Source organism: Allobosea sp. UC22_33 (genome assembly GCF_042700715.1).
Classification (GTDB): domain Bacteria; phylum Pseudomonadota; class Alphaproteobacteria; order Rhizobiales; family Beijerinckiaceae; genus Allobosea.
The window spans coordinates 1,679,848-1,703,078 of the sequence record NZ_CP170556.1; the positions used below are offsets into that span (position 1 = coordinate 1,679,848).

Annotated in this window: 17 protein-coding genes; 13 read left to right on the forward strand and 4 right to left on the reverse strand. The window is 66.8% G+C overall.

The genetic code is table 11. The annotated features are described in order from the left end of the window. The first annotated feature begins 34 nt into the window (after nucleotides 1-34). The 13 genes from ACFJGT_RS08015 to ACFJGT_RS08075 all read left to right on the forward strand — a co-directional run bounded on the left by ACFJGT_RS08015 (nucleotide 35) and on the right by ACFJGT_RS08075 (nucleotide 17,922). The gene (locus tag ACFJGT_RS08015) at nucleotides 35-1,024 is read left to right on the forward strand and encodes a FecCD family ABC transporter permease (RefSeq protein WP_377848946.1); all 990 of its coding nucleotides are present in this window, start codon (nucleotides 35-37) and stop codon (nucleotides 1,022-1,024) included. Then, entirely contained in the window at nucleotides 1,021-1,782 is a 762-nt protein-coding gene (locus ACFJGT_RS08020; RefSeq protein ID WP_377847643.1) for an ABC transporter ATP-binding protein, read from the forward strand. The genes ACFJGT_RS08015 and ACFJGT_RS08020 overlap by 4 nt, the downstream gene beginning before the upstream one ends. Nucleotides 1,783-1,970: 188 nt before the next feature. Then, nucleotides 1,971-3,620 carry a tetratricopeptide repeat protein gene (locus tag ACFJGT_RS08025; protein ID WP_377847645.1) on the forward strand — a complete coding sequence of 550 codons (1,650 nt, stop codon included), beginning with the start codon at nucleotides 1,971-1,973 and terminating at the stop codon, nucleotides 3,618-3,620. A gap of 172 nt (nucleotides 3,621-3,792) precedes the next feature. Then, nucleotides 3,793-4,566 carry an SDR family oxidoreductase gene (locus ACFJGT_RS08030; protein WP_377847647.1) on the forward strand — a complete coding sequence of 258 codons (774 nt, stop codon included), beginning with the start codon at nucleotides 3,793-3,795 and terminating at the stop codon, nucleotides 4,564-4,566. 206 nt (nucleotides 4,567-4,772) lie between these two features. After that, on the forward strand, nucleotides 4,773-7,601 hold the full coding sequence (locus tag ACFJGT_RS08035; protein WP_377847649.1) for an autotransporter outer membrane beta-barrel domain-containing protein: 2,829 nt from the start codon (nucleotides 4,773-4,775) through the stop codon (nucleotides 7,599-7,601). Between the two features lie 275 nt (nucleotides 7,602-7,876). Continuing rightward, nucleotides 7,877-8,383: a hypothetical protein gene (locus ACFJGT_RS08040; protein WP_377847652.1), complete on the forward strand. Its 507-nt coding sequence runs from the start codon at nucleotides 7,877-7,879 to the stop codon at nucleotides 8,381-8,383. A gap of 14 nt (nucleotides 8,384-8,397) precedes the next feature. Then, on the forward strand, nucleotides 8,398-9,027 hold the full coding sequence (locus ACFJGT_RS08045) for a L,D-transpeptidase (RefSeq protein ID WP_377847654.1): 630 nt from the start codon (nucleotides 8,398-8,400) through the stop codon (nucleotides 9,025-9,027). Nucleotides 9,028-9,071: 44 nt separating this feature from the next. Then, complete coding sequence (locus tag ACFJGT_RS08050; protein ID WP_377847657.1) at nucleotides 9,072-10,097, forward strand: amino acid ABC transporter substrate-binding protein; 1,026 nt, start codon at nucleotides 9,072-9,074, stop codon at nucleotides 10,095-10,097. A gap of 12 nt (nucleotides 10,098-10,109) precedes the next feature. Beyond that, on the forward strand, nucleotides 10,110-11,423 hold the full coding sequence (locus ACFJGT_RS08055) for a porin (protein WP_377847659.1): 1,314 nt from the start codon (nucleotides 10,110-10,112) through the stop codon (nucleotides 11,421-11,423). Between the two features lie 289 nt (nucleotides 11,424-11,712). Beyond that, entirely contained in the window at nucleotides 11,713-12,897 is a 1,185-nt protein-coding gene (locus tag ACFJGT_RS08060) for a MalY/PatB family protein (RefSeq protein ID WP_377847662.1), read from the forward strand. 101 nt (nucleotides 12,898-12,998) lie between these two features. Next, nucleotides 12,999-14,015 carry an amino acid ABC transporter substrate-binding protein gene (locus tag ACFJGT_RS08065; RefSeq protein WP_377847664.1) on the forward strand — a complete coding sequence of 339 codons (1,017 nt, stop codon included), beginning with the start codon at nucleotides 12,999-13,001 and terminating at the stop codon, nucleotides 14,013-14,015. 182 nt (nucleotides 14,016-14,197) lie between these two features. Further along, nucleotides 14,198-16,546, forward strand: a complete 2,349-nt coding sequence (locus ACFJGT_RS08070) for a molybdopterin guanine dinucleotide-containing S/N-oxide reductase (protein WP_377847667.1) — start codon at nucleotides 14,198-14,200, stop codon at nucleotides 16,544-16,546. A gap of 95 nt (nucleotides 16,547-16,641) precedes the next feature. Next, the gene (locus ACFJGT_RS08075) at nucleotides 16,642-17,922 is read left to right on the forward strand and encodes an NAD(P)/FAD-dependent oxidoreductase (protein WP_377847669.1); all 1,281 of its coding nucleotides are present in this window, start codon (nucleotides 16,642-16,644) and stop codon (nucleotides 17,920-17,922) included. 24 nt (nucleotides 17,923-17,946) lie between these two features. Here ACFJGT_RS08075 and ACFJGT_RS08080 read toward each other — a convergent pair whose 3' ends face one another. From ACFJGT_RS08080 to ACFJGT_RS08095, 4 genes are read right to left on the reverse strand one after another with little or no spacing between them, the layout of a single operon-like run. After that, complete coding sequence (locus ACFJGT_RS08080; RefSeq protein ID WP_377847671.1) at nucleotides 17,947-19,806, reverse strand: ABC transporter ATP-binding protein; 1,860 nt, start codon at nucleotides 19,804-19,806, stop codon at nucleotides 17,947-17,949. Nucleotides 19,807-19,847: 41 nt separating this feature from the next. Continuing rightward, the gene (locus ACFJGT_RS08085) at nucleotides 19,848-21,590 is read right to left on the reverse strand and encodes an ABC transporter ATP-binding protein/permease (protein WP_377847673.1); all 1,743 of its coding nucleotides are present in this window, start codon (nucleotides 21,588-21,590) and stop codon (nucleotides 19,848-19,850) included. Then, nucleotides 21,587-22,486 (reverse strand): ChaN family lipoprotein, encoded by a 900-nt coding sequence (locus ACFJGT_RS08090; protein ID WP_377847675.1) that lies wholly within the window; start codon nucleotides 22,484-22,486, stop codon nucleotides 21,587-21,589. The genes ACFJGT_RS08085 and ACFJGT_RS08090 overlap by 4 nt, the downstream gene beginning before the upstream one ends. Continuing rightward, nucleotides 22,464-23,216, reverse strand: coding sequence for a hypothetical protein (locus ACFJGT_RS08095; protein ID WP_377847678.1), 753 nt, complete (start codon nucleotides 23,214-23,216; stop codon nucleotides 22,464-22,466). Before ACFJGT_RS08095 ends, ACFJGT_RS08090 begins: the two co-directional genes overlap by 23 nt. Nucleotides 23,217-23,231 lie beyond the last annotated feature (15 nt).

The following is a 23,231-nucleotide window of genomic DNA, read 5'->3' on the forward strand; positions in this document are numbered from 1 at the left end:
AGCCCTGGAGGGCAGGGCGGTCTTTGCCGGCCTGATGCTGGCATCGCTGGCGGCGATCGGGCTCGCCGTCGGGCTGAGCGTGGGCATCGGCGACCTGCCGATTCCGCTTGGCACAACCTTTTCGGCCGTCACCAACCGGCTCGGCTGGACGGCGGTCGAGATCGATCGCGTCTATGAGACGGTGATCTGGGACTACCGTTTGAGCCGCGCGCTGGTCGCTGCATTCTGCGGTGCCGGCCTCGCGCTGTCGGGCGCGATCATGCAGTCGCTGCTGCGCAATCCGCTCGCGGAACCCTATGTTCTCGGCATCTCCGCCGGCGCATCGACCGGGGCGGTGGCCATCATCATTCTGGGCATCGGCGGCGGCGTCCTGTCGCTGTCCGCGGGCGCCTTCCTCGGTGCTTTCGCGGCCTTCTGCTTCGTCGCCCTGCTCTCGAACGGCACGCGCGGCGGCGCCGATCGCACGATCCTGGCTGGCGTCGCGGCGTCCCAGCTCTTCAATGCGACGACCTCCTACATCGTCACCACATCCGGCAACGCGCAACAGGCTCGGGATGTCATGTTCTGGCTGCTCGGCAGCTTCGGCGGCGTGCGCTGGCCCGAATTCATGCTGGTCTCGGTCGTCGTCGGCATCGGGCTCGTCGCCTGCCTCTGCTATGCCAGGACGCTCGACACCTTCGCTTTCGGCGACGAGACGGCCGCTTCCCTCGGGGTCAATGTCGACCGGGCGCGCATCGTGCTCTTCGCTCTCACCGCCATGATGACCGCGACCATCGTCAGCATGGTCGGCTCCATCGGCTTCGTCGGCCTGATCGTGCCGCACACGGCGCGTGCCCTGGTCGGGCCACTCCATATCCGGCTCCTTCCGGCCTGTATGCTGATCGGCGCGGTCTTCATGGTGCTGGCGGATGTCGCCTCGCGCGCGCTGATCCCGCAGCAGGTGCTTCCGATCGGCGTCGTCACGGCGCTCGTCGGCGTGCCGTTCTTCTCGATCATCCTGTACCGATTGCAGCGCGCCGCATGAGCATCACGGCAGAGAACCTGGTGTGGCGGATCGGAAGCAAGACGATCGTCGACGGCGTCTCCTTCTCCGCGGAGCCCGGCCGGATGCTCGGATTGCTCGGTCCCAACGGCTCCGGCAAGACCTCGCTTCTGCGCCTGTTGACAGGCTTGAAACGCCCGCAATCGGGCCGCGTGCTGCTGGATGGGAGCGACCTCTCGTCGCTGGGCGCCCGCGCCGTGGCCCGCCGCGTCGCCTTCGTCGAGCAGCACGCAACCACCAGCTCCAATCTCCGCGTTGCCGACATCGTCCGGCTCGGCCGGTTTCCGCATCGCTCCTGGCTATCGCGCTGGACCCACGCTGACGACCGCGCCGTGGACGAGGCGCTTCTGCGCGCCGGCCTGCAGGACCGGCGCGACGACCGCTGGCAAAGCCTGTCGGGCGGCGAGAAGCAGCGTACGCATATCGCCAGGGCGCTCGCGCAGACGCCGACCGAGCTGATCCTCGACGAACCGACCAACCATCTCGACATCCAGCATCAGATCGGCGTGTTGAAACTCGTCGCTGGCCTGCCGATCACCAGCGTCGTCGCCCTGCACGATCTCAACCACGCGGCCATGTTCTGCGACGCGGTCATCGTCATGGAGCAGGGAAAGATCGTGGCATCAGGCGCTCCTGGCGTGGTGATCACCGAAGCCCTCCTGCGCGATGTCTTCTCGGTCGAAGCACGCGTCGAGATATCTCCGCACCATCACAGGCCGCATATCCACTACCTGCGTTGAGCGACGCGTGCCTCATCAATGCGGCACGCGACGACCGGAAGCGCCGAGAGAGAGTTTCAGAGGGCGATTGTGGAACGCGGAGCGTTATGCTGCAGTGACGCAAAGCGTGGTAGGGCAAGGAAAGCCGCGCCCCGTGGCAATTGGCTCCTCGCATTTGAGGCGCATGGTAGCGTGGATCCAGCAGCGATATGCCTATCGACGGCGTTGAAGAGAGCGAAATCACATCGGCACTCGACAGCCTGTTGAATGCGCACAGCGCTCGCATTTCCGAACGAGGTGCGCGCTTCCTTCGCTATGTCGTCGAAAAGACCCTCGCGGGAGAAGGCGCCCAGCTGAAGGCCTACACGATCGCGGTGGATGTCTTCGGCAGAGGCGTCGACTTCGACCCCGCCAAGGATGCCGTGGTTCGCAACGAGGCAACCCGCCTGCGTGCGGCACTGGCACTCTATTACGCCGTCGATGGCGCCGCGGAGAACGTGGCGATTCGTCTGCCCGTCGGCGGCTACGTACCGCGCTTCGAGCGCCGGCAGGCGAAAGCGACCGGGACTTCGGACAGCAACGAGACACTGGTTCGGGCGGGGCTTCAGCCGATGCCCGCGCCAGCGCAACCGGAAGAAGGCCGGCGCGGCCCCGAGCACAAGATTCCGATCATCGTGGTGAGGTCAGCGGCCGGTGAGGGGACCCGCGAAGCATCGTCTCGCACAATCCGCTCGGTTGTTGCTGCTCTCGTTCCCTATCACGGCCTGCGCATCGCCGGTCTTGAGCCTCACAAATCGTTTGAGGAGCTCGTGGCGTCGCTGCGCGCCAGCGGCGCCGGCAGCATCTATGTTCTCGATATCGCCGCCGATGTCGAGGAACGAACGCTGCGATGCCAATGGATCCTGAGCGAGCACCGGTCGGGGCTCATTCTGGCGTCGCGCGAGGAAATCGAATCCGCCGGAACGTCCTCGATGATGGCGGTGGAGAAGGCCGTCGGCGAAGCCGTCGCGAGGGCGATCGGGCAGCGCTGGGGCATCATCAATGTGAACGAGCGCAAGCTCCATCCGGACAAGCACCGGGATGCCTATTGCTGTGTCGTGCACGCCGTCACCTATCTGGCGAATCTCGACGACGCCGAGCAGAAGGATATCCGGACATGCCTCGAGGCAGCGGTCAGGGACGAGCCGCTCTACTCGGATGCCTGGGCGATGCTGTCCTATATTCAGATGAACGAGATCCGGGGGCTCTATGCCCGGCCGGCTGAGAGTGGCAGGATCCTGCAGGAAGCCCTCGGCATGGCCGATGAAGCGATCCGCATCGCGCCGCACTCGGCTCTGGCTCACAGCATGCGCTCGACGGTGCTGTTCGCCATGGGGAAGTTCGAGGAATTCGAAAAGGCCGGGCGGCGGGCCATAGACCTGAACCCGGGGTCCGGCGAGCATCAGTTGACGCTGGGCAATCGGCTCTATGTCATGGGCCGCTATGAGGAGGGAGCCGAACTCGTGCGGTGCGCCAACGCGCGCGAATACTATCACCCGGCGATGTCGTACGGTGTCCCGATCCTGGAGCTCTATCGCCAGCGCGATTACGAGGGCGCCTTGCGGCTGGCCTCGAACCTCAGCATCGATGAAAGATACTACTTCATGCATGTCATTCTGGCCGCGGTCTGCGGGCAGCTCGGCGCTGCGGCCAGAGCAGAGACGCATCTTCAGATCTTGCGCCGTTTGAGGCCCGATTACGCCGCTGAATTCTATGTCGATTGGCGCGGGCGAAAGTTCCGGGAAGATTACATCGCCCATATCGCCGAGGGCCTGGGCAAGGTCGGGTTCGCCGTCACCGGCGCTCGCATCGACTCCTGAAAGAGCCGGGTAATCGCGAATCTCCCGGCACCTCGGCGTCGGATTCCACAATGCGCATCCCGTCAAGGGAAGTCCGGAGCAGCGACTGTCGCTGCTCTGGTCAGGCGCCCCAAACGAGATCAGTTCCGTCGAAGGGTCGCGTTTTGGCTGCTGCGACCAGTGGAGGCGGAACATGCTCGATCACGGCATCAAAGGTAAGACGGTTCTCATCGCCGGCGGGGCAAAGAACCTCGGCGGGCTGCTTGCCCGTGATCTGGCCGAGCATGGCGCAAGGGCCGTGGCGATCCACTACAACACGAGCGCGACCAAAGCCGCGGCGGATGAGACGGTTGCGGCGATCAAGGCAGCTGGTGCGTGGGCCGTCGCGCTTCAGGCCGACCTGACCACGGCCGTTGCCGTCGAGAAGCTCTTCGCCGACACCATTGCTGCCGTCGGCAAGCCGGACATCGCCATCAACACGGTCGGCAAGGTTCTGAAGAAGCCCTTCGTCGAGATCACCGAGGCCGAATACGACGAAATGACGGCGGTGAACTCGAAATCCGCCTTCTTCTTCCTCAAGGAGGCTGGCAAGCACGTCAATGACAACGGCAAGATCTGCACGCTCGTGACCTCGCTGCTTGGCGCCTACACGCCCTTCTATGCCGCCTATGCCGGCACGAAGGCGCCGGTCGAGCATTTCACCCGCGCGGCCTCGAAGGAGTTCGGCGAGCGCGGTATCTCGGTGACCGCCATCGGCCCGGGCCCGATGGACACGCCGTTCTTCTATCCGGCGGAAGGCGCGGACGCCCAGGCCTATCACAAGGCGGCGGCCGCTCTGTCGAAATTCACCAGGACGGGCCTGACCGATATCGAGGACATCGTTCCCTTCATCCGCTTTCTCGTCTCGGATGGCTGGTGGATGACCGGACAGACCATTCTCGTCAACGGCGGCTACACCACCAAGTGAGGTCAGCCGGCAGCCCCCCGGAGCCGAAAATGGCTCCGGAGGGCTTTGCCTTGCAATTACGATTAACGATTGAATGCTAACCTTCGCGATCTGCTGCAGCGATTCGCTTTCAGCATATTTCTCCGCGTGAACATGCGCCTATGCGGGAACTCGACGAGCACAATCGACATCATCGGCTGGGGGGCTGAACAGTGACGAGACGAGTGATGAAGAGCGCGGCTATCGCTCGTGATTGTCGCCAGGCCCTGCTGATGTCGACCGCGCTCGTCGCACTGGCCTGTGCCAGCCACCTGCCGGCGTACGCGCAATCGGTCACGGGCAGCGGCGATCTGAGCCCCGGCCCCGCCCAATCGCCGAACTGGACGGTTGGCGGCGATCTGAGTGTCGGTGATGCCGGTACCGGCCAGCTCGATATTACGACTGGCGGCACCGTGACCAACGATCTCGGCACGATCGGTAACGCTGCGGCCGGGAATGGCACGGTCACCGTTTCGGGTATCGACGGCAGCGGCAATGCATCGACATGGACCAATAACGGCGACCTCGTCGTCGGGCAGTCCGGCACCGGCTCGCTGACCATCCTCGATGGCGGTAAGGTGAGCAGCCTGAGTGGGTATATCGCTGGCGGTTCCGGCAGCCAGGGTACGGTCACGGTCTCCGGAGTCAACAGCAACGGCACGGCCTCCACATGGACCAATGCCGGCGATCTCTTTGTCGGATACGATGGGGCCGGCGTACTGAACATTATCGCTGGCGGTCGGGTTTCAAACAGCACCGGCAGCATCAGCGGCGGCGGCAACGCGCTGGTCAGCGGACTTGGCTCGTCCTGGCAGAACAGCGGCCGACTGACCGTTGGCCTGTACGGCGCCGGAACTCTGCGCATCGAGGACGGCGCGACGGTTTCGAGTGCGGACGGCATCGTCGGCAGCAGCGGTCAGGGCGGTGTCGTGTTGAACGGCGTCGGCACGACGTGGACCAATACGGGGCAGTTCACCGTCGGCAGCTTCGACGTGGGCACCTTGCGCATCGAAGCCGGCGCAATTGTCATCAGCAATCAGGGCTATATCGGCGCCAACAACACCGGCACCGTCACCGTGACGGGAGTGGGCTCGAAATGGTTGATGGCGCCCTTCGACCTCACCATCGGCAATTTCGGAACCGGTTCGCTGACGGTCGAGAATGGCGGGCTGGTTCGAGCAGAAAGCGGAGTCCGGATTGGTGAGAGCGCAGGCGCCAGCGGGACACTGCTGTTGCAGGGTCCCACGAACAATCGCGGCGTTCTGGAAACCAGACGGATCTTCGGTGGCAATGGCACAGCCAGCGTCACCTTCGATGGTGGCCTCCTGCGCGCCACGGCGAGCAATGCGAATTTCTTCGCAGGTTTCGACACCCGCACCATCGCCATTGGCGCGAATGGTATGGTCATCGACACGAATGGCTATGATATCGGCATCTCTCCGACCTTCACCGGCGCGGGCGCGCTGATCAAGGATGGCCTGGGCAAGGTGACGCTGACCGGCAACAGCGGTTCGACCTATACCGGCGCCGGCAGCGTCCTGGCGGGCACGCTCGCGGTGAACGGTGTCCTCGGCGGAACGATGGAGGTCATCGGCGGCCGCCTGCAGGGCATCGGCACCGTCGGCGCCACGATCAACCAGCCGGGCGGCACGATCGCGCCGGGCAATTCGATCGGCACGCTGACGATCAACGGCAATTACGTGGGCAATGGCGGCCGGCTCGAGATCGAGACCGTGCTCGGCGGCGACGCCTCGCCGTCCGACCGCCTCGTCATCACCGGCAGCACGGCTGGCTCCACCACCGTGAAGGTGCTGAACCAGGGCGGGACCGGCGCACAGACCGTCGAAGGCATCAAGGTCGTCGATGTCGGAGGCGTCTCCAATGGCGTCTTCACGCTCCAGGGCGATTATGTCTTCCAGGGCCAGCAGGCCGTCGTCGCCGGCGCCTATGCCTATACCCTGCAGAAGAACGGCGTCTCCACGCCAAATGACGGCGACTGGTATCTGCGCTCGGCCTATATGGCGCCGTCTTCCCCGACCGTTGCAGGCCCGATCTACCAGCCTGGGGCGCCCATCTATGAAGCCTATGGCCAGGTCCTGCAGAGCCTGAACGAACTCCAGACCCTGCGTCAGCGCGTCGGCGAGCGCTTCGACGGCAGAGCTGACGACACCGCGAACGCGGCGGGCCGTGCGATCTGGGCCCGCATCGATGCGGCCCACAGCCGCGTCACGCCGGCCTTCTCGACGACCGGCACGAACTACATGATCGATAGCTGGCGCCTCCAAGCCGGCGCCGACGGGCAGGTCTTCGCCAGCGAAGCCGGCACGCTGGTCGGGGGTGTCTCGCTGCATCATGGCGAAGCGCTGGCCGATATCGCCTCGGTCTTCGGGCGCGGCAAGATCAAGGCCGCGGGCAGTGGCTTCGGTGGGGCGCTGACATGGTATGGCGCGTCAGGCTTTTATGCCGACGCGCAGACCAAGTTCAGCTGGTTCGACAGCGACCTGTCCTCCACGACGGCCGGGCGTCGGCTCGCCAAGGGCAAGGGCGGCTTCGGTTATGCTCTGGGGCTCGAACTGGGGCAGCGCTTTGCGATTTCAGATGCCTGGTCGCTGACGCCGCAGGCACAGCTGAGCTATTCGCGCGTCGACGCCGACAGCTTCGTCGACCCGTTCGGCGCCCGCGTCGCCCTGACCGACGGCGACAGCCTGCGTGGGCGGCTCGGCCTGTCGGCGGACTACCGGCAGAGCTGGCGCGACAGCGCAGGGCGGCAGGTCAACGCCTCGTTCTACGGCATCGCCAACCTGCATTACGAATTCCTGGGCGGGACGACGGCAACGGTCGCCGGCGTGGCTTTGACCAACCGTGGCGAGCGGCTCTGGGGCGGGCTCGGGCTCGGTGCCAAATACGAAACGGGCCGCTATGCGCTCTATGGCGAGGTCGAGGCCCAGACCAGCCTCGCCCATTTCGCCGACAGCCACAGCATCACCGGCCGGGCCGGCATCAAGGTAAGCTGGTAGAAAATCCGTCAACGCCTGGTTTGACTCCAGGTGGCGCTTCAGGACTGCGATCGCTTCGGAGCCGAGATGCGTCGTCAGCGGCGAGGCCTCGGCCCATTCCGGTGCCGCCGCCGCGCTCGCCTCTGCAACCGGCGCGCCGATAATCCCATTGACGAGCTAGCTGCCGGTCGTTCAGCTTGCTCTTCCGGGGTTCGAGCCAGTGCGCCCGGGCGACCGACTCCGCTGCTTCTCCCGTCCCGAGGCTTTACGGACCACGCGATCCATCTGGAGGAACGATGATACGGACCCCTGTCGAGCCGCTCTGCGCGCAGCGTCCGGCCCTTGCCATCCTGGCTTGCGGTCTTCTCCTGGTGCTTGCGGGCTGTGGCGGCGGCGAGAGCCTGCCGCCTGTGGCGAGCGGCGGCGGCGCGGCGAGCGCGCCGGCTCCGGCCGGAATCTCCCGTGACGCCCTGGTCGGGCGCTGGGGCGTTGCGTCCTTCCACACGGAGAAGGATCGCAAGCGCACCGAGGCCGAGGCGCGCGGCCAGTGCAAGCAGCCCTATGTCATCGCCAAGGGCCCCGGGGACGGGGTGATGATGCATGTCGCCGATGACCCCAAACTCTATGAGCTCCGGCTGAAGGCCGGCCCGGGTGGCAAGACCTATCTCGGTTTCGAGGCGCCGGCAGGCGATCCGCAGGACCGCGAACTGCTCACGGTGAAGCCGAAGGAGATCGTGGCGCGCTTCGTCGATGCCGATGCGAATGCCCGCTACGGCACCTTCATCTACAGCCGCTGCGGCTGAACGGAGGCGACGCGATGAACCACGCAATCCGCACCGGCCTCGCCGTCTCGGGCCTCGGGCTCGTGTCGCTGCTCGCCTTGCCGGGCATGGCGGCGGCGCAGCCGCGCCCGCCCGCCGCTCTCCAGGAGACGATGGATATCGGCGACGAGCCGGGCCGCGTCTCGACCGAGGATGCCACCGTCACCGACGGCCCCTATGCCCGCCAGATGGTGCTGTTCCGCTCGAACGAGGCACCGGGCACGGTGGTGATCCATTCGGCCGAGCGTTTCCTCTACGTGGTGCAGGGCAATGGCCGCGCCCTGCGCTATGGCATCGGCGTCGGCCGCGAGGGCTTCACCTGGTCCGGCCAGGTCCAGGTCAGCCGCAAGGCGGAGTGGCCGGACTGGCGCCCGCCACCGGAGATGCTGCAGCGCCAGCCCTATCTGCCGCGCTTCATGGCCGGCGGTCCGGGCAACCCGATGGGGGCGCGTGCGCTCTATCTCGGCTCGACCGTCTTCCGCATCCACGGCACCAACCAGCCGGAGACGATCGGCCAGGCGATCTCGTCCGGCTGCTTCCGGCTCGCCAATGGCGACATCGCCGATCTCTACGACCGCGTGCCTGTCGGGACCAAGGTCATCATCCGCCACAAGGCGACGCTGTGACCGGCCTTGCCGGCTCCGCCGATCTGCAAAAGGAACGGACAGACATGTCGAAAGCGTCCTGGATTCGCAGTAGCAGCCTTTGCCTCGCGGCTCTCGCAGGCTTCACCCTTCCGGCCGGTGCCGGCACGCTCGACACCGTGAAGCAGCGAGGCACGCTGCAATGCGGCGTCAGCGAGGGCGTGACCGGTTTCTCCGAGAAGGATGCGCAGGGCAACTGGCGCGGCTTCGATGTCGATTTCTGCCGCGCCGTAGCGGCTGCCGTGCTCGGCGATGCCGGCAAGGTCGCCTTCACGCCGCTCTCGGCGAGCCAGCGCTTCGATGCGCTGAAGGGCGGCAAGGTCGATCTGCTGGCGCGCAACTCGACCTGGACGCTCGGGCGCGAGGCCGAGCTGGGCCTCGCCTTCGCCGGCATCACCTATCACGACGGGCAGGGCTTCCTGGCGAAGCGTTCGCTCAAGGTCGACACGGCGCTCTCGCTCGACAAGGCGAAGATCTGCGTCGAGGCCGGCACCACGACGCAGCTCAATCTGTCCGATTTCTTCAAGGCGAACTCGATGACCTATGAGGAGAAGGTCTATCCGAGCGCCGCGGAAGCCTTCGCCGCCTTCGAGGGCGGGCAATGCGACGTGCTGACCCGCGACCAGTCGGCATTGCATGGCGACCGTTTCAGGCTGGCCAGGCCGGCCGAGGCGATCGTGCTGCCGGACGTGATCTCGAAGGAGCCGCTCGGGCCGGTGGTGCGCAGCGACGAGTTTCCCTGGTTCACTGTGGTGAAATGGGTCAATTTCGCCCTGGTCAATGCCGAGGAGCTCGGCATCTCCAGCGCCAATATCGACGAGGCCCTCAAATCGCAGAAGCCGGACGCGCGCCGCTTCAGCGGGGCGGAGGGCGGCTTCGGCAAGGCGCTCGGCCTCGATGCCGACTGGGCGATCCGCGCCGTCAGGGCGGGCGGCAACTATGCCGAGATCTATGAACGCAATCTCGGCACCGGCTCGAAGCTCGGTATCCCGCGCGGCCTCAACCAGCTCTGGAGCATGGGTGGCGTCCTCTACGCCCCGCCGCTGCGCTGAACCTCGCCTGCCATGGCCATCGGGAAAGGCATCGGGCTCGGCGGCCATGGCATGGGGCAGCCCTTGCCGCCGGCCCGGCTTGCCACCCCGGCGCTCGCGGCCCTCTGCGTCGCTCTCCTCGCCGGCAGCCCGGCACAGGCCGCGAGCAAGCCGCCGCTGTTCCTGCGCAGCTGCACGATCACCCCGCCCGACCCGGCGCCGGCCTTTGCGTTTCCTGCCCCATCGAAACCCGCCGCCGCAAGCGCTGGCGATGATGATGATGAGGAGGAGGAAGCCGATGAAAGCCCCCGCGGCTTCGTTGCCCCTCTCTCCGGTGCCTGCATCGCGATATCAGGCACGGTCAATGCCGGGGTCCAGCGCGACGACTACAAGGCGAATGCGCTGGCGCGGGCGACAGGGCAGGTGCCGCAGAACGCCTCCAGCTTTCCCCTGAGCAGCAGCTTCCGGATCGAAACCGGCCAGACGCTCGCCGACGGCCGCTATCTGGCGAGCGCTTTCGAGGTCTCGGTGGACACGACCAGCGAAGGCGACAGCGCGCTCACGATGAGCGAGGCAAGCGTCACCTTCGGGGCCTTCGCCTTTGGGCTGGCAGGCTCACGCTTCGATTTCTGGACCGGCGACGACTTCGCCTTCATCGGGCGGATTCCGAGCCGCACCGTCGCGCTGATCGGCTATGAGCGTCAGTTGACCGATGGGCTCAGCCTGTCGCTCTCCGTCGAAGATGCCGTCACCGATCGCAGCGCGGTGTTGCCGACGACGGGAAATCGCTTCCCCGACGGCGTCGCGCGCCTTCTCTACGAACAGGATGGGCTGACGCTGCACGGGGCGGTCGCCGCGCGCGATGTGCCGGGTGCCGGTGGTTCATACCGCCTCGGCCGGGCTGCTCTCCTTGGCGCGACCTGGGAACGGAAGCTCCTCGGCCGGCCGTTGACACTGACCGCCCAGATCGCCGGCGCGGTGAACGCAGCTCCCTATATCGGCTCGCAGCTCGACCGGCGCACGGCTCTCTCGGTCCTGGCCGGTGACCCGACGACGCGCGGCTGGTCCGGCGTCGTTGCGCTGGGGCGGGAATGGACGGATGAATGGTCGACCAACGCCTATGTCAGCCGCTACCGGCTCTCCGTTCCGAACCCCTCCGGGTTGGCGGGCCGGATCCAGATCGACCGCGTGGCGGCCAATCTGATCTGGGCACCGATCGTTGGATTGCGCCTCGGCCTCGAAGGCTCGGTCGCCTGGCAAGTGCTCGACATCGCCGGAAACGCACGCGCGGCGAGCCTCAGCGGCCGACAAAGCTCGGCGCAGATCTTCATGGAACGAAGCTTCTGATGCCCGGGTCGCATGGCCAGTTCGCCAGGCTTGAAGCGGAATGGGCCGACATCTCGACGACATCGCCAAGCCGGGTCTGTGCCACGGATGCAGAGCGGCAAGGCTCTGCGTGAGATTCCTTGGCATGCCGCCCAGGCATCCTCTGTGCCCGCCGAGCTGTGTCGTTTGCGCCTGCCGGCCCGGCGACGGATGCGCTCTTCGTGCGCCAGCATTGCGCCCGGCAGCGGCTGTGTTCTCCCGAGAGACCTGCTAGGGGAAGGATATTCTCCGTGTTAGCCGGCAGGGTCTCATGCAGCCTTCTCCCAATTTCGACGAGCGGATCGATCGCCGCGGCACCCATTCGGCCAAGTGGGACAAGATGGAAACCGTCTACGGCGTGCCGGCCGATGGCGGCATCGCGATGTGGGTCGCGGACATGGATTTCCGCCCGCCGGCCTGCGTGCAGCACGCCCTCGACGGCATGAACGCCCATGGCGTCTACGGCTATTTCGGCGATGACCGGGCCTACCTCGCGGCGATCCGCTGGTGGATGTCGAACCGTCACGGCTGGGAGGTCGACCCGGCATCGGTCTTCACCACGCATGGCCTCGTCAACGGCACCGCGCTCTGCGTCGAGGCCTATACCAAGCCCGGCGACGGCGTCGTGCTGATGACCCCGGTCTACCACGCCTTCGCGCGCATCGTGACCTCGTCTGGCCGGCGCGTCGTCGAATGCCAGCTGGCGCAGGAAGAGGGGCGTTACGTCCTCGACATCCCCGCCTGGGATGCTGCGATGACCGGCAACGAGCGCATGCTGATTCTCTGCTCGCCGCATAATCCCGGCGGGCGCGTCTGGACGCGCGACGAATTGCGCGCGATCGCCGACTTCTGCAAGCGCCACGACCTCATCCTGGTCTCGGACGAGATCCACCATGACCTCGTCATGCCCGGCCAGAAGCATACGGTGATGCCGCTCGCGGCGCCCGAGATCATGGACCGCCTGGTCATGATGACGGCGACGACCAAGACCTTCAACATCGCCGGTGCCCATATCGGCAACGTCATCATCCCGGACGAGCGGCTGCGCGAGCTGTTCCGCGGGCGCATGGACGCGCTCGGCATCTCCCCGAATTCCTTCGGCATGGCGATGGCCACCGCCGCCTACAGCCCCGAGGGCGCGGCCTGGGTCGACGCGCTCAATCTCTATCTCGACGGCAATCGCCGTATCTTCGATACCGGGATCAACGCGATTCCGGGCGTGCGCTCGATGCCGCTCGAATCGACCTATCTCGCCTGGGCGGATTTCTCGGGCACGGGCATGGACCCGGCGGAGTTCACGGCGCGGGTCGAGAAGCAGGCCAGGATCGCTGTCAATCACGGCCCGACCTTCGGCAAGGGCGGCGAGAGCTGCCTGCGCTTCAATCTGGCGACGCCGCGCGATGTCGTCACGGAAGCGGTGGAGCGCCTGAAGCTCGCCTTCGCCGATCTGCAATAAGCGCGAACGGTCAGGTTCCCGAGACGCCAGGCCCTTGCTGCCGATTGACGGGAGCCGGGCCGCGTGGAACATCGTCGGTACTATCGTAATATGGGGATGGAATGATGAAGCTTACCCTGGCGCTTGCCGCTGCTGTCGCCTGCACCGTTTCGGTGTCGGCGGAAGCGCAGACCCTGAAGACCATTCAGTCGCGCGGCGTCCTGAATTGCGGCACTGGTGCAAATCTCGCCGGCTTCGCCGTTCCGGACGCGAACGGCGTCCTGACCGGCATCAACGCCGATTATTGCCGGGCCCTGGCCGCGGCCGTCTTCGGCGACCAGACCAAGGTGAAATTCATCCAGCTTCCCTCGAAGGACCGGATCACGGCGCTCCAGTCGGGCGAGACCGATCTCATCGCCGCCACCACGACCTGGACCATGAGCCGCGACACGACGCTCGGCCAGAATTTCCGCGCGACCTATTACTATGACGGCCAGGGCTTCATGGTGAAGAAGTCGCTCAACATCAAATCGGCGAAGGAGCTCAGCGGCGCCTCGATCTGCATCCAGCAGGGCACCACGACCGAGCTCAACACGGCGGACTATTTCCGCAAGAACAACATGAAGTTCGAGCCGGTGACCTTCGCCACCAACAACGAGGCGACCGAGGCCTATGAGAGCGGCCGCTGCGACGCCTTCACCACGGACGCCTCCGGTCTCTATTCCGAGCGCATGCGCTTCAAGGCCCCGGCCGATCACATCGTCCTGCCGGAGACGATCTCGAAGGAGCCGCTCGGCTACGTCACCCGCCACGGCGACGACCAGTGGTTCGACATCGTCACCTGGGTCCATTTCGCTCAGATCACGGCCGAGGAGCTCGGCGTGACCCAGGCGAATGTCGACGAGATGCGCGCGAAGTCGGATAATCCCGAGATCAAGCGCCTGCTCGGCAAGGAAGGCACCTTCGGCGAGGCGCTCGGCCTCAAGAACGACTGGGCCTATAACGCCATCAAGGCCGTCGGCAATTACGGCGAGATGTTCGAGCGCAATCTCGGCCAGGGCTCGCTCCTCAAGATCGCGCGCGGCCAGAATGCGCTCTGGACCAATGGCGGCCTGCAATATGCGGCGCCGATCCGCTGATCGCGGCGCGCTCCGATTGACGCAATAGGGAAGGGCCCGGCTGCGACGAGCAGCCGGGCCCTTCCGCATTCTGGCCAAGCGTATGGCGCTTGTCCGCAATCCGCGAAAACCCCTTGCGATCCGCTGCCGACAGGCGGCATGAGGGAAGGGCTGTTTCAGTCCGAAAGGCGAGGGTTAAGGCGATGACGGCTCCGATCGTTCCTGCAGGTGAAGCTGCGGCCGAAAGCGAGGCGTTCCGCCCGCACACATCGCATTGGGGCGTGTTCTCGGCGCGCATGAAGGACGGGGAGCTCGAAGTCCGGCCACATCCCGTCGATCCCGACCCGAACGAGATCATCCAGAATTTCCCGGCCGCCCTGCGCCATCGCGCCCGCATCGCCCAGCCCATGGTCCGGCGCGGTTGGCTGGAAAACGGCCCCGGCCCGGATGACCGTCGCGGCCGCGACGAATATGTGCCGATGTCCTGGTCTGCCGTACTCGACAAGCTTGCAGCCGAGCTGCGCCGCGTGCGCGACGACCACGGCCCCGGCGCGATCTTCGGCGGTTCCTATGGCTGGGCCAGCGCAGGGCGCTTCCACCACGCCCAGAGCCAGATCCATCGCTTCCTGAACACCTCGACCGGCGGCTATGTGAAGTCGGTCAACAGCTATTCCTCGGGCGCGTCCTCCGTCCTCGTGCCGCATATCATCGGCGACTACGAGGACCTGGTGAAGCGCAACGTCTCCTGGGAGCAGATCGCCGATCACAGCGAGATCGTGCTCGCCTTCGGCGGCATGGCCCTGAAGAACAGCATGGTCGCCGGCGGTGGCACCAGCCGCCATGTCGAGCGTGGTGCGATGGAGCGGGCGCAGGAGCGCGGCTGCGAATTCGTGCTGGTGAGCCCGCTGCGCGGCGACCTGCCGACTGGGGCCCGCGCCGACTGGGTTGCGAACAAGCCGGGCAGCGACACCGCGTTGATGATGGCGCTGGTCCACACGCTCGTCGTCGAGGGCCTGCACGACCGCGCCTTCCTTGAGCGCTACACGGCCGGCTGGCCGGTCTTCGAACGCTACCTGCTGGGCGAGACCGACGGGCAGCCGAAGGATGCGGCCTGGGCGGCCCCGATCGCCGGCCTGCCGGCTGAGGAGATCGTCGCCCTGGCGAAGCGCCTGCACGGCAAGCGCGCGCTCATCGTCGTGGCCCATGCCCTGCAGCGAGCCGCCCATGGCGAGCAGCCGGTCTGGATGGGCATGGTGCTCGCAGCCGCGCTCGGCCAGATCGGCCTGCCCGGCGGCGGCTATGGCTACGGCCTCGGCGCCATCGCCTATTACGGCCGGCGCTACAACGCCGTGCCGATGCCGACCTTTTCGCAGGGCAGGAACCCGATCAGCGACTATATCCCGGTCGCGCGCATCGCCGACATGCTGCTCAACCCGGGCGCGACCTATCGCTATAACGGCCAGACCCGAACCTATCCCGAGATCAAGCTGGTCTACTGGGCCGGCGGCAATCCGTTCCACCACCACCAGGACCTCAACCGCCTGCGTCAGGCCTTCGCCCGCATCGACACGCTGGTCGTGCACGAGCTCGCCTGGACCGCGACGGCGCGCCATGCCGATATCGTGCTGCCCTGCACGATGACGCTGGAGCGCGAAGATATCGGCGGCAACCCCAACGATCCGCTGCTGGTGCCGATGCATCCGGTCGTCGCGCCCTATGGCGAGGCGCGCGACGACTACGCGATCTTCGCCGATCTCGCCGAGCGCCTCGGCACGGGCGAGGCCTTCACCGAGGGCCGCACCGCCCGGCAATGGCTGGAGCATCTCTACGAGCCGACGCGCGCGGCTCTTGCCGCGAAGGGCCTGCCGGCGCCAAGCTTCGCAGAATTCTGGGCGGGCGAGGGCTTCGACCTGCCTCAGCAGCCGGACGATGGCGGCAAGCTGCGTGCCTTCCGCACCAACCCGGACGCATCGCCGCTGCCGACGCCATCAGGCAAGCTCGAGATCTTCTCGGAGACCATCGCCGGCTTCGGCGAGGCGGATTGCCCCGGACATCCGACCTGGCTCGGCGCCACCAACGTCCCCGACGAGACGAACCCCTACGTGCTCGTCGCCAACCAGCCCCGGACCCGGCTGCACAGCCAGTTCGATTTCGGCGGCCATAGCAGCGACGCCAAGCATCGTGGCCGCGAGGTCGCGCATATGCACCCGGACGATGCGGCCCTGCGCGGCATCGCCGATGGTGACATCATCCGGCTTTCGAACGAGCGCGGCGCCTGCCTCGCGGCCGTGCATGTCACCGACGGCATCCGCAAGGGCGTGATCCAGCTCCCCACCGGCGCCTGGTACGACCCCGTCGATCCGAACGAGGACAAGCCGCTCTGCGTCCACGGTAATCCCAACGTGCTGACCCGCGATATCGGCACCTCGGCCTTGGCGCAGGGCTGCACCGGCCAGCTCACGACGGTGCAGGTCGCGCGCTTCGACGGCAACCTGCCGCCGATCCAGGCCTTCGATCCGCCGGGTTCACGCACGGCGCAAGCCGCCGAATAAGCCTTCAAGCACGCGGTCCGCTGCCGGGAAAACCGGTTGCGGATCGCGCGAGCCGACACCGAATACAGCCCGCTGCCTGCCTTCCGCGAGACCGCATGTCCTCCTCCTATATCGATACCTATTATCGCCGGACGCTCGCCACGCAGGAGAGCTACCCACCGGCCGAAGGCACGCTGAAGACGGATATCTGCATCGTCGGCGGCGGCCTCGCCGGCCTGACCGCTGGGCTCGAACTCGCCCGCGCCGGGCGCTCCGTCCTGTTGCTGGAGGCGCAACGCGTCGCCTGGGGCGCGTCCGGCCGCAATGGCGGCTTCGTCAGCCCGGGCTATGCGACCTCGCTGGCCGCGATCGAGCGCCAGACCGGGCGCGAGCAGGCCGACGAGCTCTATCGGATGACGATGGAAGGCGTCGAGATCGTCCGCGGCAACATCGATAGCTTAGGGATCACCGAGGCCGCGCCGTCACCGGGTATCATGAAGGTTGTGCGCTATGACGGCGGCGTTGGGCTCCAGGCGGTACGCGACACGCAGGAAAAGCGCTTCGGGCGCAAGCTCCGCTATCTCGGCCGCGATGAGACCCGCGCGCTGCTCAATTCGCCAAAGTATCACGCCTCGCTGACGGCCGACGATTCCTTCCATTTCCACCCGCTGAACTATGCTCGCGCACTCGCCCGCGAGATCGTCCGGCTCGGCGGCAAGATCCACGAGGGCTCGCCGGTCATCTCCTGCGAACTCGACGGCGCGGTGAAGCAGCTGAAGACGGCCAAGGCGACGATCGAGGCCGATCAGGTGCTGTTCACGACCGGCGGCTATACCGGCGACGTGCTGCCGGCCTTGCGCCGCGCCTATATCCCGATCGCGACCTATGTCCTGCTGACCGAGGCCGCGCCCGACCTGATCCGCCAGGCGATCCGCATCGGCACCGGCGTCGGCGACGACCGGCGCGCGGGCGACTATTACCGCACGGTCGAGGGCGGCTCGCGCATCCTCTGGGGCGGGCGTATCACCACGCGCACGACCGAGCCCGGCGACGTCGCCGCGATCCTCCGCCATGAGATGGTCACGACCTATCCGCAGCTCGCCGAGCTGAAGGTCGAGGCCGCCTGGTCGGGCCTGATGTCCTATGCGCGCCACCTCATGCCGCAGATCGGACAGTACCGGCCGGGCGTCTGGTACTGCACCGCCTTCGGCGGTCATGGCATGAACACGACCGCGATCGGCGGCACGGTCATCGCCGAGGCGATCCGCGGCGCGAGCGACCGCTACAAGCTGTTCGCACCGTTCGGCCTGGTCTGGAACGGTGGCCCGTTTGGCACGGCCGCGGTCCAGCTGACCTACTGGAGCTATCAGGCGGCCGATTTGATCCGGGGGCGGTAGGCGTCTCGAAAGCGGCTGCCGAGCCTACTGGAACCCGGCAGCCTGCAGCTTGAACAGCTCGGCATAGCGGCCGTCCTGCGCCATCAGCTCGGCATGGCCTCCTTGTTCGAGGATCGCGCCGTTCTCCAGAACGAGGATGCGGTCGGCCATGCGCACCGTCGAGAAGCGGTGCGAGATCAGCAGCGCCGTCTTGCCGGTGGTGAGATGGCGGAAGCGTTCGAAGATTTCGGCCTCGGCGCGGGCGTCGAGCGCGGCGGTTGGCTCGTCGAGGATCAGGATCGCGGCGTCGCGGAAATAGGCCCGCGCGATGGCGATCTTCTGCCATTGTCCGCCCGAGAGGTCGAGCCCGCTCTGGAATCCAAGTCCGAGCATTTGGTCATAAGACTCTGGCAGGGCAGCGATAACGGGATCGGCCAAACTCTTGCGGGCAGCTTCGACGATCGCCGGCCGCTCGGTGATGCGCGCCACCCGGCCGACCCCGACATTCTCGGAAGCCGTCAGGTTGTAGCGCATGAAATCCTGGAAGATCGCACCGACATGTTCGCGCAGGTCCGGCAGCGGGATGTTGCGGAGATCGACACCGTCGATCAGGATGCGGCCTTCGTCGGGCTCGTAGAGCCGCGTCAGCAGCTTGACGATCGTGGTCTTGCCGGCGCCGTTCTCGCCGACCAGCGCCAGCGCCTCGCCGGCCGGCAGGCTGAAGCTGAGATGGCGCAGCGCCCAATCCGGCTTGCCGGGATACTGGAAGCCGACATCCTCGAACGTCACGCCCTGTCGGAGAGGTGCGGGAAAGGCGCGGGGACGCGCCGGAGGCGCCACGGTCGAACGCATGTCGAGGAAGGCATAGAGATCGCCGAGATACTGGGCCTGCGACGTGATTTGCGACAGGCCGACGATCAATCCTTCGAACAGCCCGTTGAGCCGCATGAGCGAGCCCGCCAGAAAGGTCATGTCGCCGATGCTGAGCCCACCCGTCAGCGCGCGCCAGGCGACGACGGCATAGGCAGCGTAATAGGCGAGCGAGCCGATCGCGCCGGACAGGCTGCTCCAGGCGGCACGCCGCACCGCCAGCCGGCGGTTGGTCGCGATGATGCGCTCCGCGACCTCCCGCAGCAGGCCGGCAATGTAGCTGCCGAGGCCGAACAGCTTCACCTCCTTCGCTGCATGCGTTGAGGAGCCGACATGCTGGAGGTAGTTGAGGCGCCGCCGTTCCGGCACCAGCGCCGTCGCAGCCTCATATTGCCGGGCATTGAAATGAGCTTCGACGAGCAAGGTCGGTAGCAGGGCCGCGAGCAACAGCACGATCAGCCAAGGCACGAAGAACACGAGGCCGGCCAGCAGAGCAAGCAGCGTCACCCCGTTCTGGAGTTGCGTGAGGAGATTGGTCACGAGCTGGTAGCCGAGCATCGTCGCAGCATTGGCGCGTTGCAGCTTGTCCTGAGCGGCGTTGCCCTCGATGTCCCGGAGGTCGAGCTCGGCCGCGCGCTCGACGAGCAGCGCGCCCATCGCGAAGCCGTGCCGCTCTGATAGCAAGCCTTCGACCAGCGTTCCCAGCCGGTTGAGCGCGTTGCCGCCGGCGACCAGCAGGAATTCCAGCAAGATCCAGCCGGCCAATGCCGAGGCCCGGCCGCTCTCCAGCCAGTCCGACAGGGCCGGGCCGGGCGCCGGTGTCCGGGTCTGCAGCACGATCTCGTCGATGATCAGCTTGCCGACGAACAGCATTGCCGGCGGCTGGAACGCACGCAGCAGGCGCAAGGCCGCGATCGTCGCGAAGAGCCGCGGGCTGGTCTGCCACAGCGCGCACAGCAGGCGCGGCACGCCCTGCCAGCGTGCCAGGCGGCGGCGCAGGGCAGCGCGGATGTCAGTGAGCGAGGGCACGGCCATCAGCAGAGCGAGCGTTGAGAGGAGCGGCGATTCATCTCCGTTCAGACTATCGGCTCGGCCTGCGCAACGGCAGTGGCATGGACGGCGTCCGGTCGTGACGGAGGTTGCGCCAGTTCGATCATCCGGAGCGAGCCGAGGCCTTGCGGCGCGCGATGCGCGATCAGGATCAGGGCGCTCGCGGGCAGGGCATGGCGTAGCGCGGCGAGCACCTGCCCCTCGGACTGCGCATCCAGCGCGCTCGTCGCTTCGTCGAGCACGAGCCAGTCGGGCGCCTGGAGCAGCGCGCGCGCCAGGGCGAAGCGCTGCCGCTCGCCGCCGGAAAGCCCGCGCCGCATGTCGGTCCAGGCTTCCGCGTCGAGCGACCAGAGTTCCTCCAACCCGACAGTGGCCAGCGCCGCGCGCAGCCGCTCGTCGTCGAGGGCTTCCGGCGCTTGCGGATAGGCGAGCGTGGCACGGAGATCCCCGAGCGGCAGATAGGGCTGCTGCGGCAAGACAAGGATGCGCCCATCCGGCCGCTCGATCCAGCCTTCGCCATGTGTCCAGAGCCCGGCGATCGCCTTGGCCAGCGTGCTCTTGCCGTGGCCGGACGGTGCCGCGAGCCAATAGCTGCCGCCGGCCTCCAGCTTCAGGTCCGGGACGGGTGGGAGGCGGCGCCCCGCAGGCGTTTTCAGGACGAGGTCGCGCAGCCGCATCTCCGCATTGCTGGTTCTGTGCAGGGCAGGGCCCGCCATCGGCGCGGTCGCGCCTTCGGCGGCCCTCATGAAGTGCGAGAGGCGGCTGGCGGCCGCGGCGAGTTCGGTGAGATCGCGATAGGAGAACACGAACCAGGACAGCGTCGTCACGACATTCTGGAAGGCCGAGCCGATCTGCATCAGCCCGCCGAAGGTGACGCGGCCGGCGAGATAGGCCGGCAGTGCCAGGAAGAGCGGGATGCGCAGCACGGTCTGGAAATAGGGCCGGGTGAAGAAGCCGAGGATCAATTCGCGGTTGGCGAGCTTCTGCCAATTCCCGGCGATCGCGCCGAAGCGCTCGCGGAACAGGCGGCGCTCGGCGGGCTCGCCATCGGCCAGCGCCACGGCTTCGACATGCTCGCGCAGCCTGACCAGCGCGAAGCGGAAATCGGCCTCGCGCCGCTGTTGCTCGACCGTCAGCGCCTTGAGCGGGCGGCCCAGCCCATGCGTGATGAAGGTGGCGATGGCGACATAGAGCGGCGCGGCCCAGACCATGTAGCGCGGGATTTCGATCGCGTAGCCGAACAGGCTGAACGACAGCGCGAAGGTCGAGAGCGACCACAGGATCGCGACATAGGTCACCAGCGCGACGATGTTCGTGGCGAGCTCCAGCCCCTCGATCGTGAGCTTCTCGACGAAGATGCGGCAATCCTCGGCGATGCGCTGGTCGGGGTTGTCGAGCCCGTGATCGGTGCGCTCGCGCATGTGCCAATAGGCCTTGCCGGCGAGCCAGCGGTCGAGCGCGGCCTCGGTCAGCGCGCGCCGCCAGCGAATCTGCAGCATCTTGCGCAGATAGGCACTGCCGAGGTGGATGCAAACGCTGATCGCGATCAGCCCGAAGAAGACCGCGATCTGCCTGAGCGCGCCATCGACATCGAGCTTCTGCAGCGCGTTGTAGAAATCCGCCGTCCAGGCGATCAGGCGCACGCCGACCTGCACCCCGGCGAGGCCAAGCCCGAAGATCATCAGGAAATAGAGCGCGCCGACCTTGCCGCCCGGCCCGGAGATGCAGAGCCGGGTCAGCCCGATGACCTGGGAGAGCACGGCCCTCATGACGCCGCTCTTGGCGTCCGTCGCGATTGCGGCGGCTCGGGCGCGTCGAGCCGGAACAGCGCGTCGGCGATGCCGGTGAGTGGCCCGGCTTCAGGCGCTGCCTCCGTCGCCGACAGCAGCACCGCGACATCCTCGATGCCGAGATCGCGGAGCTGGAACGGCGTGCCGTGACCATACTCGAGATGACCGCGCCCGATGATGCCGACGACCAGCGGGTCATCCTTGGTCTCAGCGAGATGATCCGCGATGCGGCAGGCGAAGGAGCGGTCCCAGCATTGCTGCGCCCGTATGAAGCGATCGAAACGCTCCGGCGCCATCGCCTCCGGCTTGGCCGATCCGCTGAACCGGCCGGTGATCGCCGCGAGATAGTCGCGGTAGCCATCGGTCGCTGGCGCAGACGGCGTGACGCCGTCACGCTCGGGGACCGGGATCGCCTCCCAGCCGACCTGTCCGACCCGCGTGACCAGCGGGCGATGGCAGTTCAGCGCCAGCATCTTCACCCTTTGCTGCCGGCAGAAATGGAACAGCGGCAGGTAGAGCTCGGGATCGAAGCCCCAGACCTGCACCCATTCGCTGCGCTCAAGGAAGCTCGCGGTGTCCATCTCGCCCGCGACCCAGGCATCGAGCACCGGCTGGATGCGCAGCGGAAACATCTCGAAGCCCACCGCCATCGCCGGCCGCAGCAAATGCAGACAGGTCGTGACATGCAGCTGCCAGCGATGAATCTCGGCGACGTCATGCGTCTCGCCCAGCAGGACGACGCGCTTGCGCGCCATCGCCCGCATCAGCTCGCCTTGCGCAAGCTGCCGCCCCGTATCCGGGCAGAGCCATGTCGCGCGCGGATGGGCGAAGGTCACGCCCGCCGGTACAGGTTCAGCCGCCGACGACATCGACATCCGGAACCTCTGCGAAGGCTGCCACCGGACCACGCAAGACCAGGCCGAAGCCCTTGCCGTCGCTGTCGCGGGCTTCGAGCGTCACGGTCCCCGCGTTGTCCGTCCGGGTCCAGCCTGAGACCGCACCGGCCTTCAGATGCAGGTGGAAATCGCCCCGCATGATGTTGACGAAGCCCATGGCCGGCTTCGGCTCGGGCAGGTCGCCCTGCCAATGCTGGAACAAGCCGGCGCGCTCGACATCGATCGCGATCGCCTCGCCGCTGGCCAGGATCGCCGCGAAGCTGCGGGCGCCGAGATCGTCCTCTGGCACCTCGGCCGGCCCGCCGCTACCCGGTGCTTCGCGCTGGATCGGCTCCAGCGTCTCGCCGGCGCCGAAGGGCTCAAGCGCCTTGTCGAAGGGCTCCAGCCCGTCGAGCCCGATCAGGCTGAACAGGGTCTCGCCGGCGGCGTCCTGGCATTCGAGCCGCGGCAGCACGCGCTCGCGCATCTTGCTGGTCCTGTCGGCGACGATGCTGACGACCGTGGCAAGGTCGATGCGACTGTCGTGGAAGGCGCCGGAGAGGCGGGCCTCGTTGCCGGTGATGGTCACCGTCTCGACCGCGCCCATCCGCTCATGGGTGGCCCCGCCGGAACGGGTGCTCAGCATGACGCGGCCCATGGCAGGCAGGTTCCGCAGGATGTCGGCCGGCGCTTGCGCGAGCTTTTCGCGCGGGTTCGTCTCGTTGCTCATGATGGTCTCCGAAAA

Excerpts from the sequence above, each read along its gene's own strand:
- ACFJGT_RS08065 (WP_377847664.1), top strand. The coding sequence starts at position 12,999 with ATGATGAAGCTTACCCTGGCGCTTGCCGCTGCTGTCGCCTGCACCGTT.
- ACFJGT_RS08025 (WP_377847645.1), top strand. The coding sequence starts at position 1,971 with ATGCCTATCGACGGCGTTGAAGAGAGCGAAATCACATCGGCACTCGAC.
- ACFJGT_RS08015 (WP_377848946.1), top strand. The coding sequence starts at position 35 with ATGCTGGCATCGCTGGCGGCGATCGGGCTCGCCGTCGGGCTGAGCGTG.
- ACFJGT_RS08030 (WP_377847647.1), top strand. The coding sequence starts at position 3,793 with ATGCTCGATCACGGCATCAAAGGTAAGACGGTTCTCATCGCCGGCGGG.
- ACFJGT_RS08090 (WP_377847675.1), bottom strand. The coding sequence starts at position 22,486 with ATGTCGATGTCGTCGGCGGCTGAACCTGTACCGGCGGGCGTGACCTTC.
- ACFJGT_RS08085 (WP_377847673.1), bottom strand. The coding sequence starts at position 21,590 with ATGAGGGCCGTGCTCTCCCAGGTCATCGGGCTGACCCGGCTCTGCATC.
- ACFJGT_RS08095 (WP_377847678.1), bottom strand. The coding sequence starts at position 23,216 with ATGAGCAACGAGACGAACCCGCGCGAAAAGCTCGCGCAAGCGCCGGCC.
- ACFJGT_RS08035 (WP_377847649.1), top strand. The coding sequence starts at position 4,773 with ATGAAGAGCGCGGCTATCGCTCGTGATTGTCGCCAGGCCCTGCTGATG.
- ACFJGT_RS08040 (WP_377847652.1), top strand. The coding sequence starts at position 7,877 with ATGATACGGACCCCTGTCGAGCCGCTCTGCGCGCAGCGTCCGGCCCTT.
- ACFJGT_RS08050 (WP_377847657.1), top strand. The coding sequence starts at position 9,072 with ATGTCGAAAGCGTCCTGGATTCGCAGTAGCAGCCTTTGCCTCGCGGCT.
- ACFJGT_RS08055 (WP_377847659.1), top strand. The coding sequence starts at position 10,110 with ATGGCCATCGGGAAAGGCATCGGGCTCGGCGGCCATGGCATGGGGCAG.
- ACFJGT_RS08060 (WP_377847662.1), top strand. The coding sequence starts at position 11,713 with ATGCAGCCTTCTCCCAATTTCGACGAGCGGATCGATCGCCGCGGCACC.
- ACFJGT_RS08070 (WP_377847667.1), top strand. The coding sequence starts at position 14,198 with ATGACGGCTCCGATCGTTCCTGCAGGTGAAGCTGCGGCCGAAAGCGAG.
- ACFJGT_RS08075 (WP_377847669.1), top strand. The coding sequence starts at position 16,642 with ATGTCCTCCTCCTATATCGATACCTATTATCGCCGGACGCTCGCCACG.
- ACFJGT_RS08020 (WP_377847643.1), top strand. The coding sequence starts at position 1,021 with ATGAGCATCACGGCAGAGAACCTGGTGTGGCGGATCGGAAGCAAGACG.
- ACFJGT_RS08080 (WP_377847671.1), bottom strand. The coding sequence starts at position 19,806 with ATGGCCGTGCCCTCGCTCACTGACATCCGCGCTGCCCTGCGCCGCCGC.
- ACFJGT_RS08045 (WP_377847654.1), top strand. The coding sequence starts at position 8,398 with ATGAACCACGCAATCCGCACCGGCCTCGCCGTCTCGGGCCTCGGGCTC.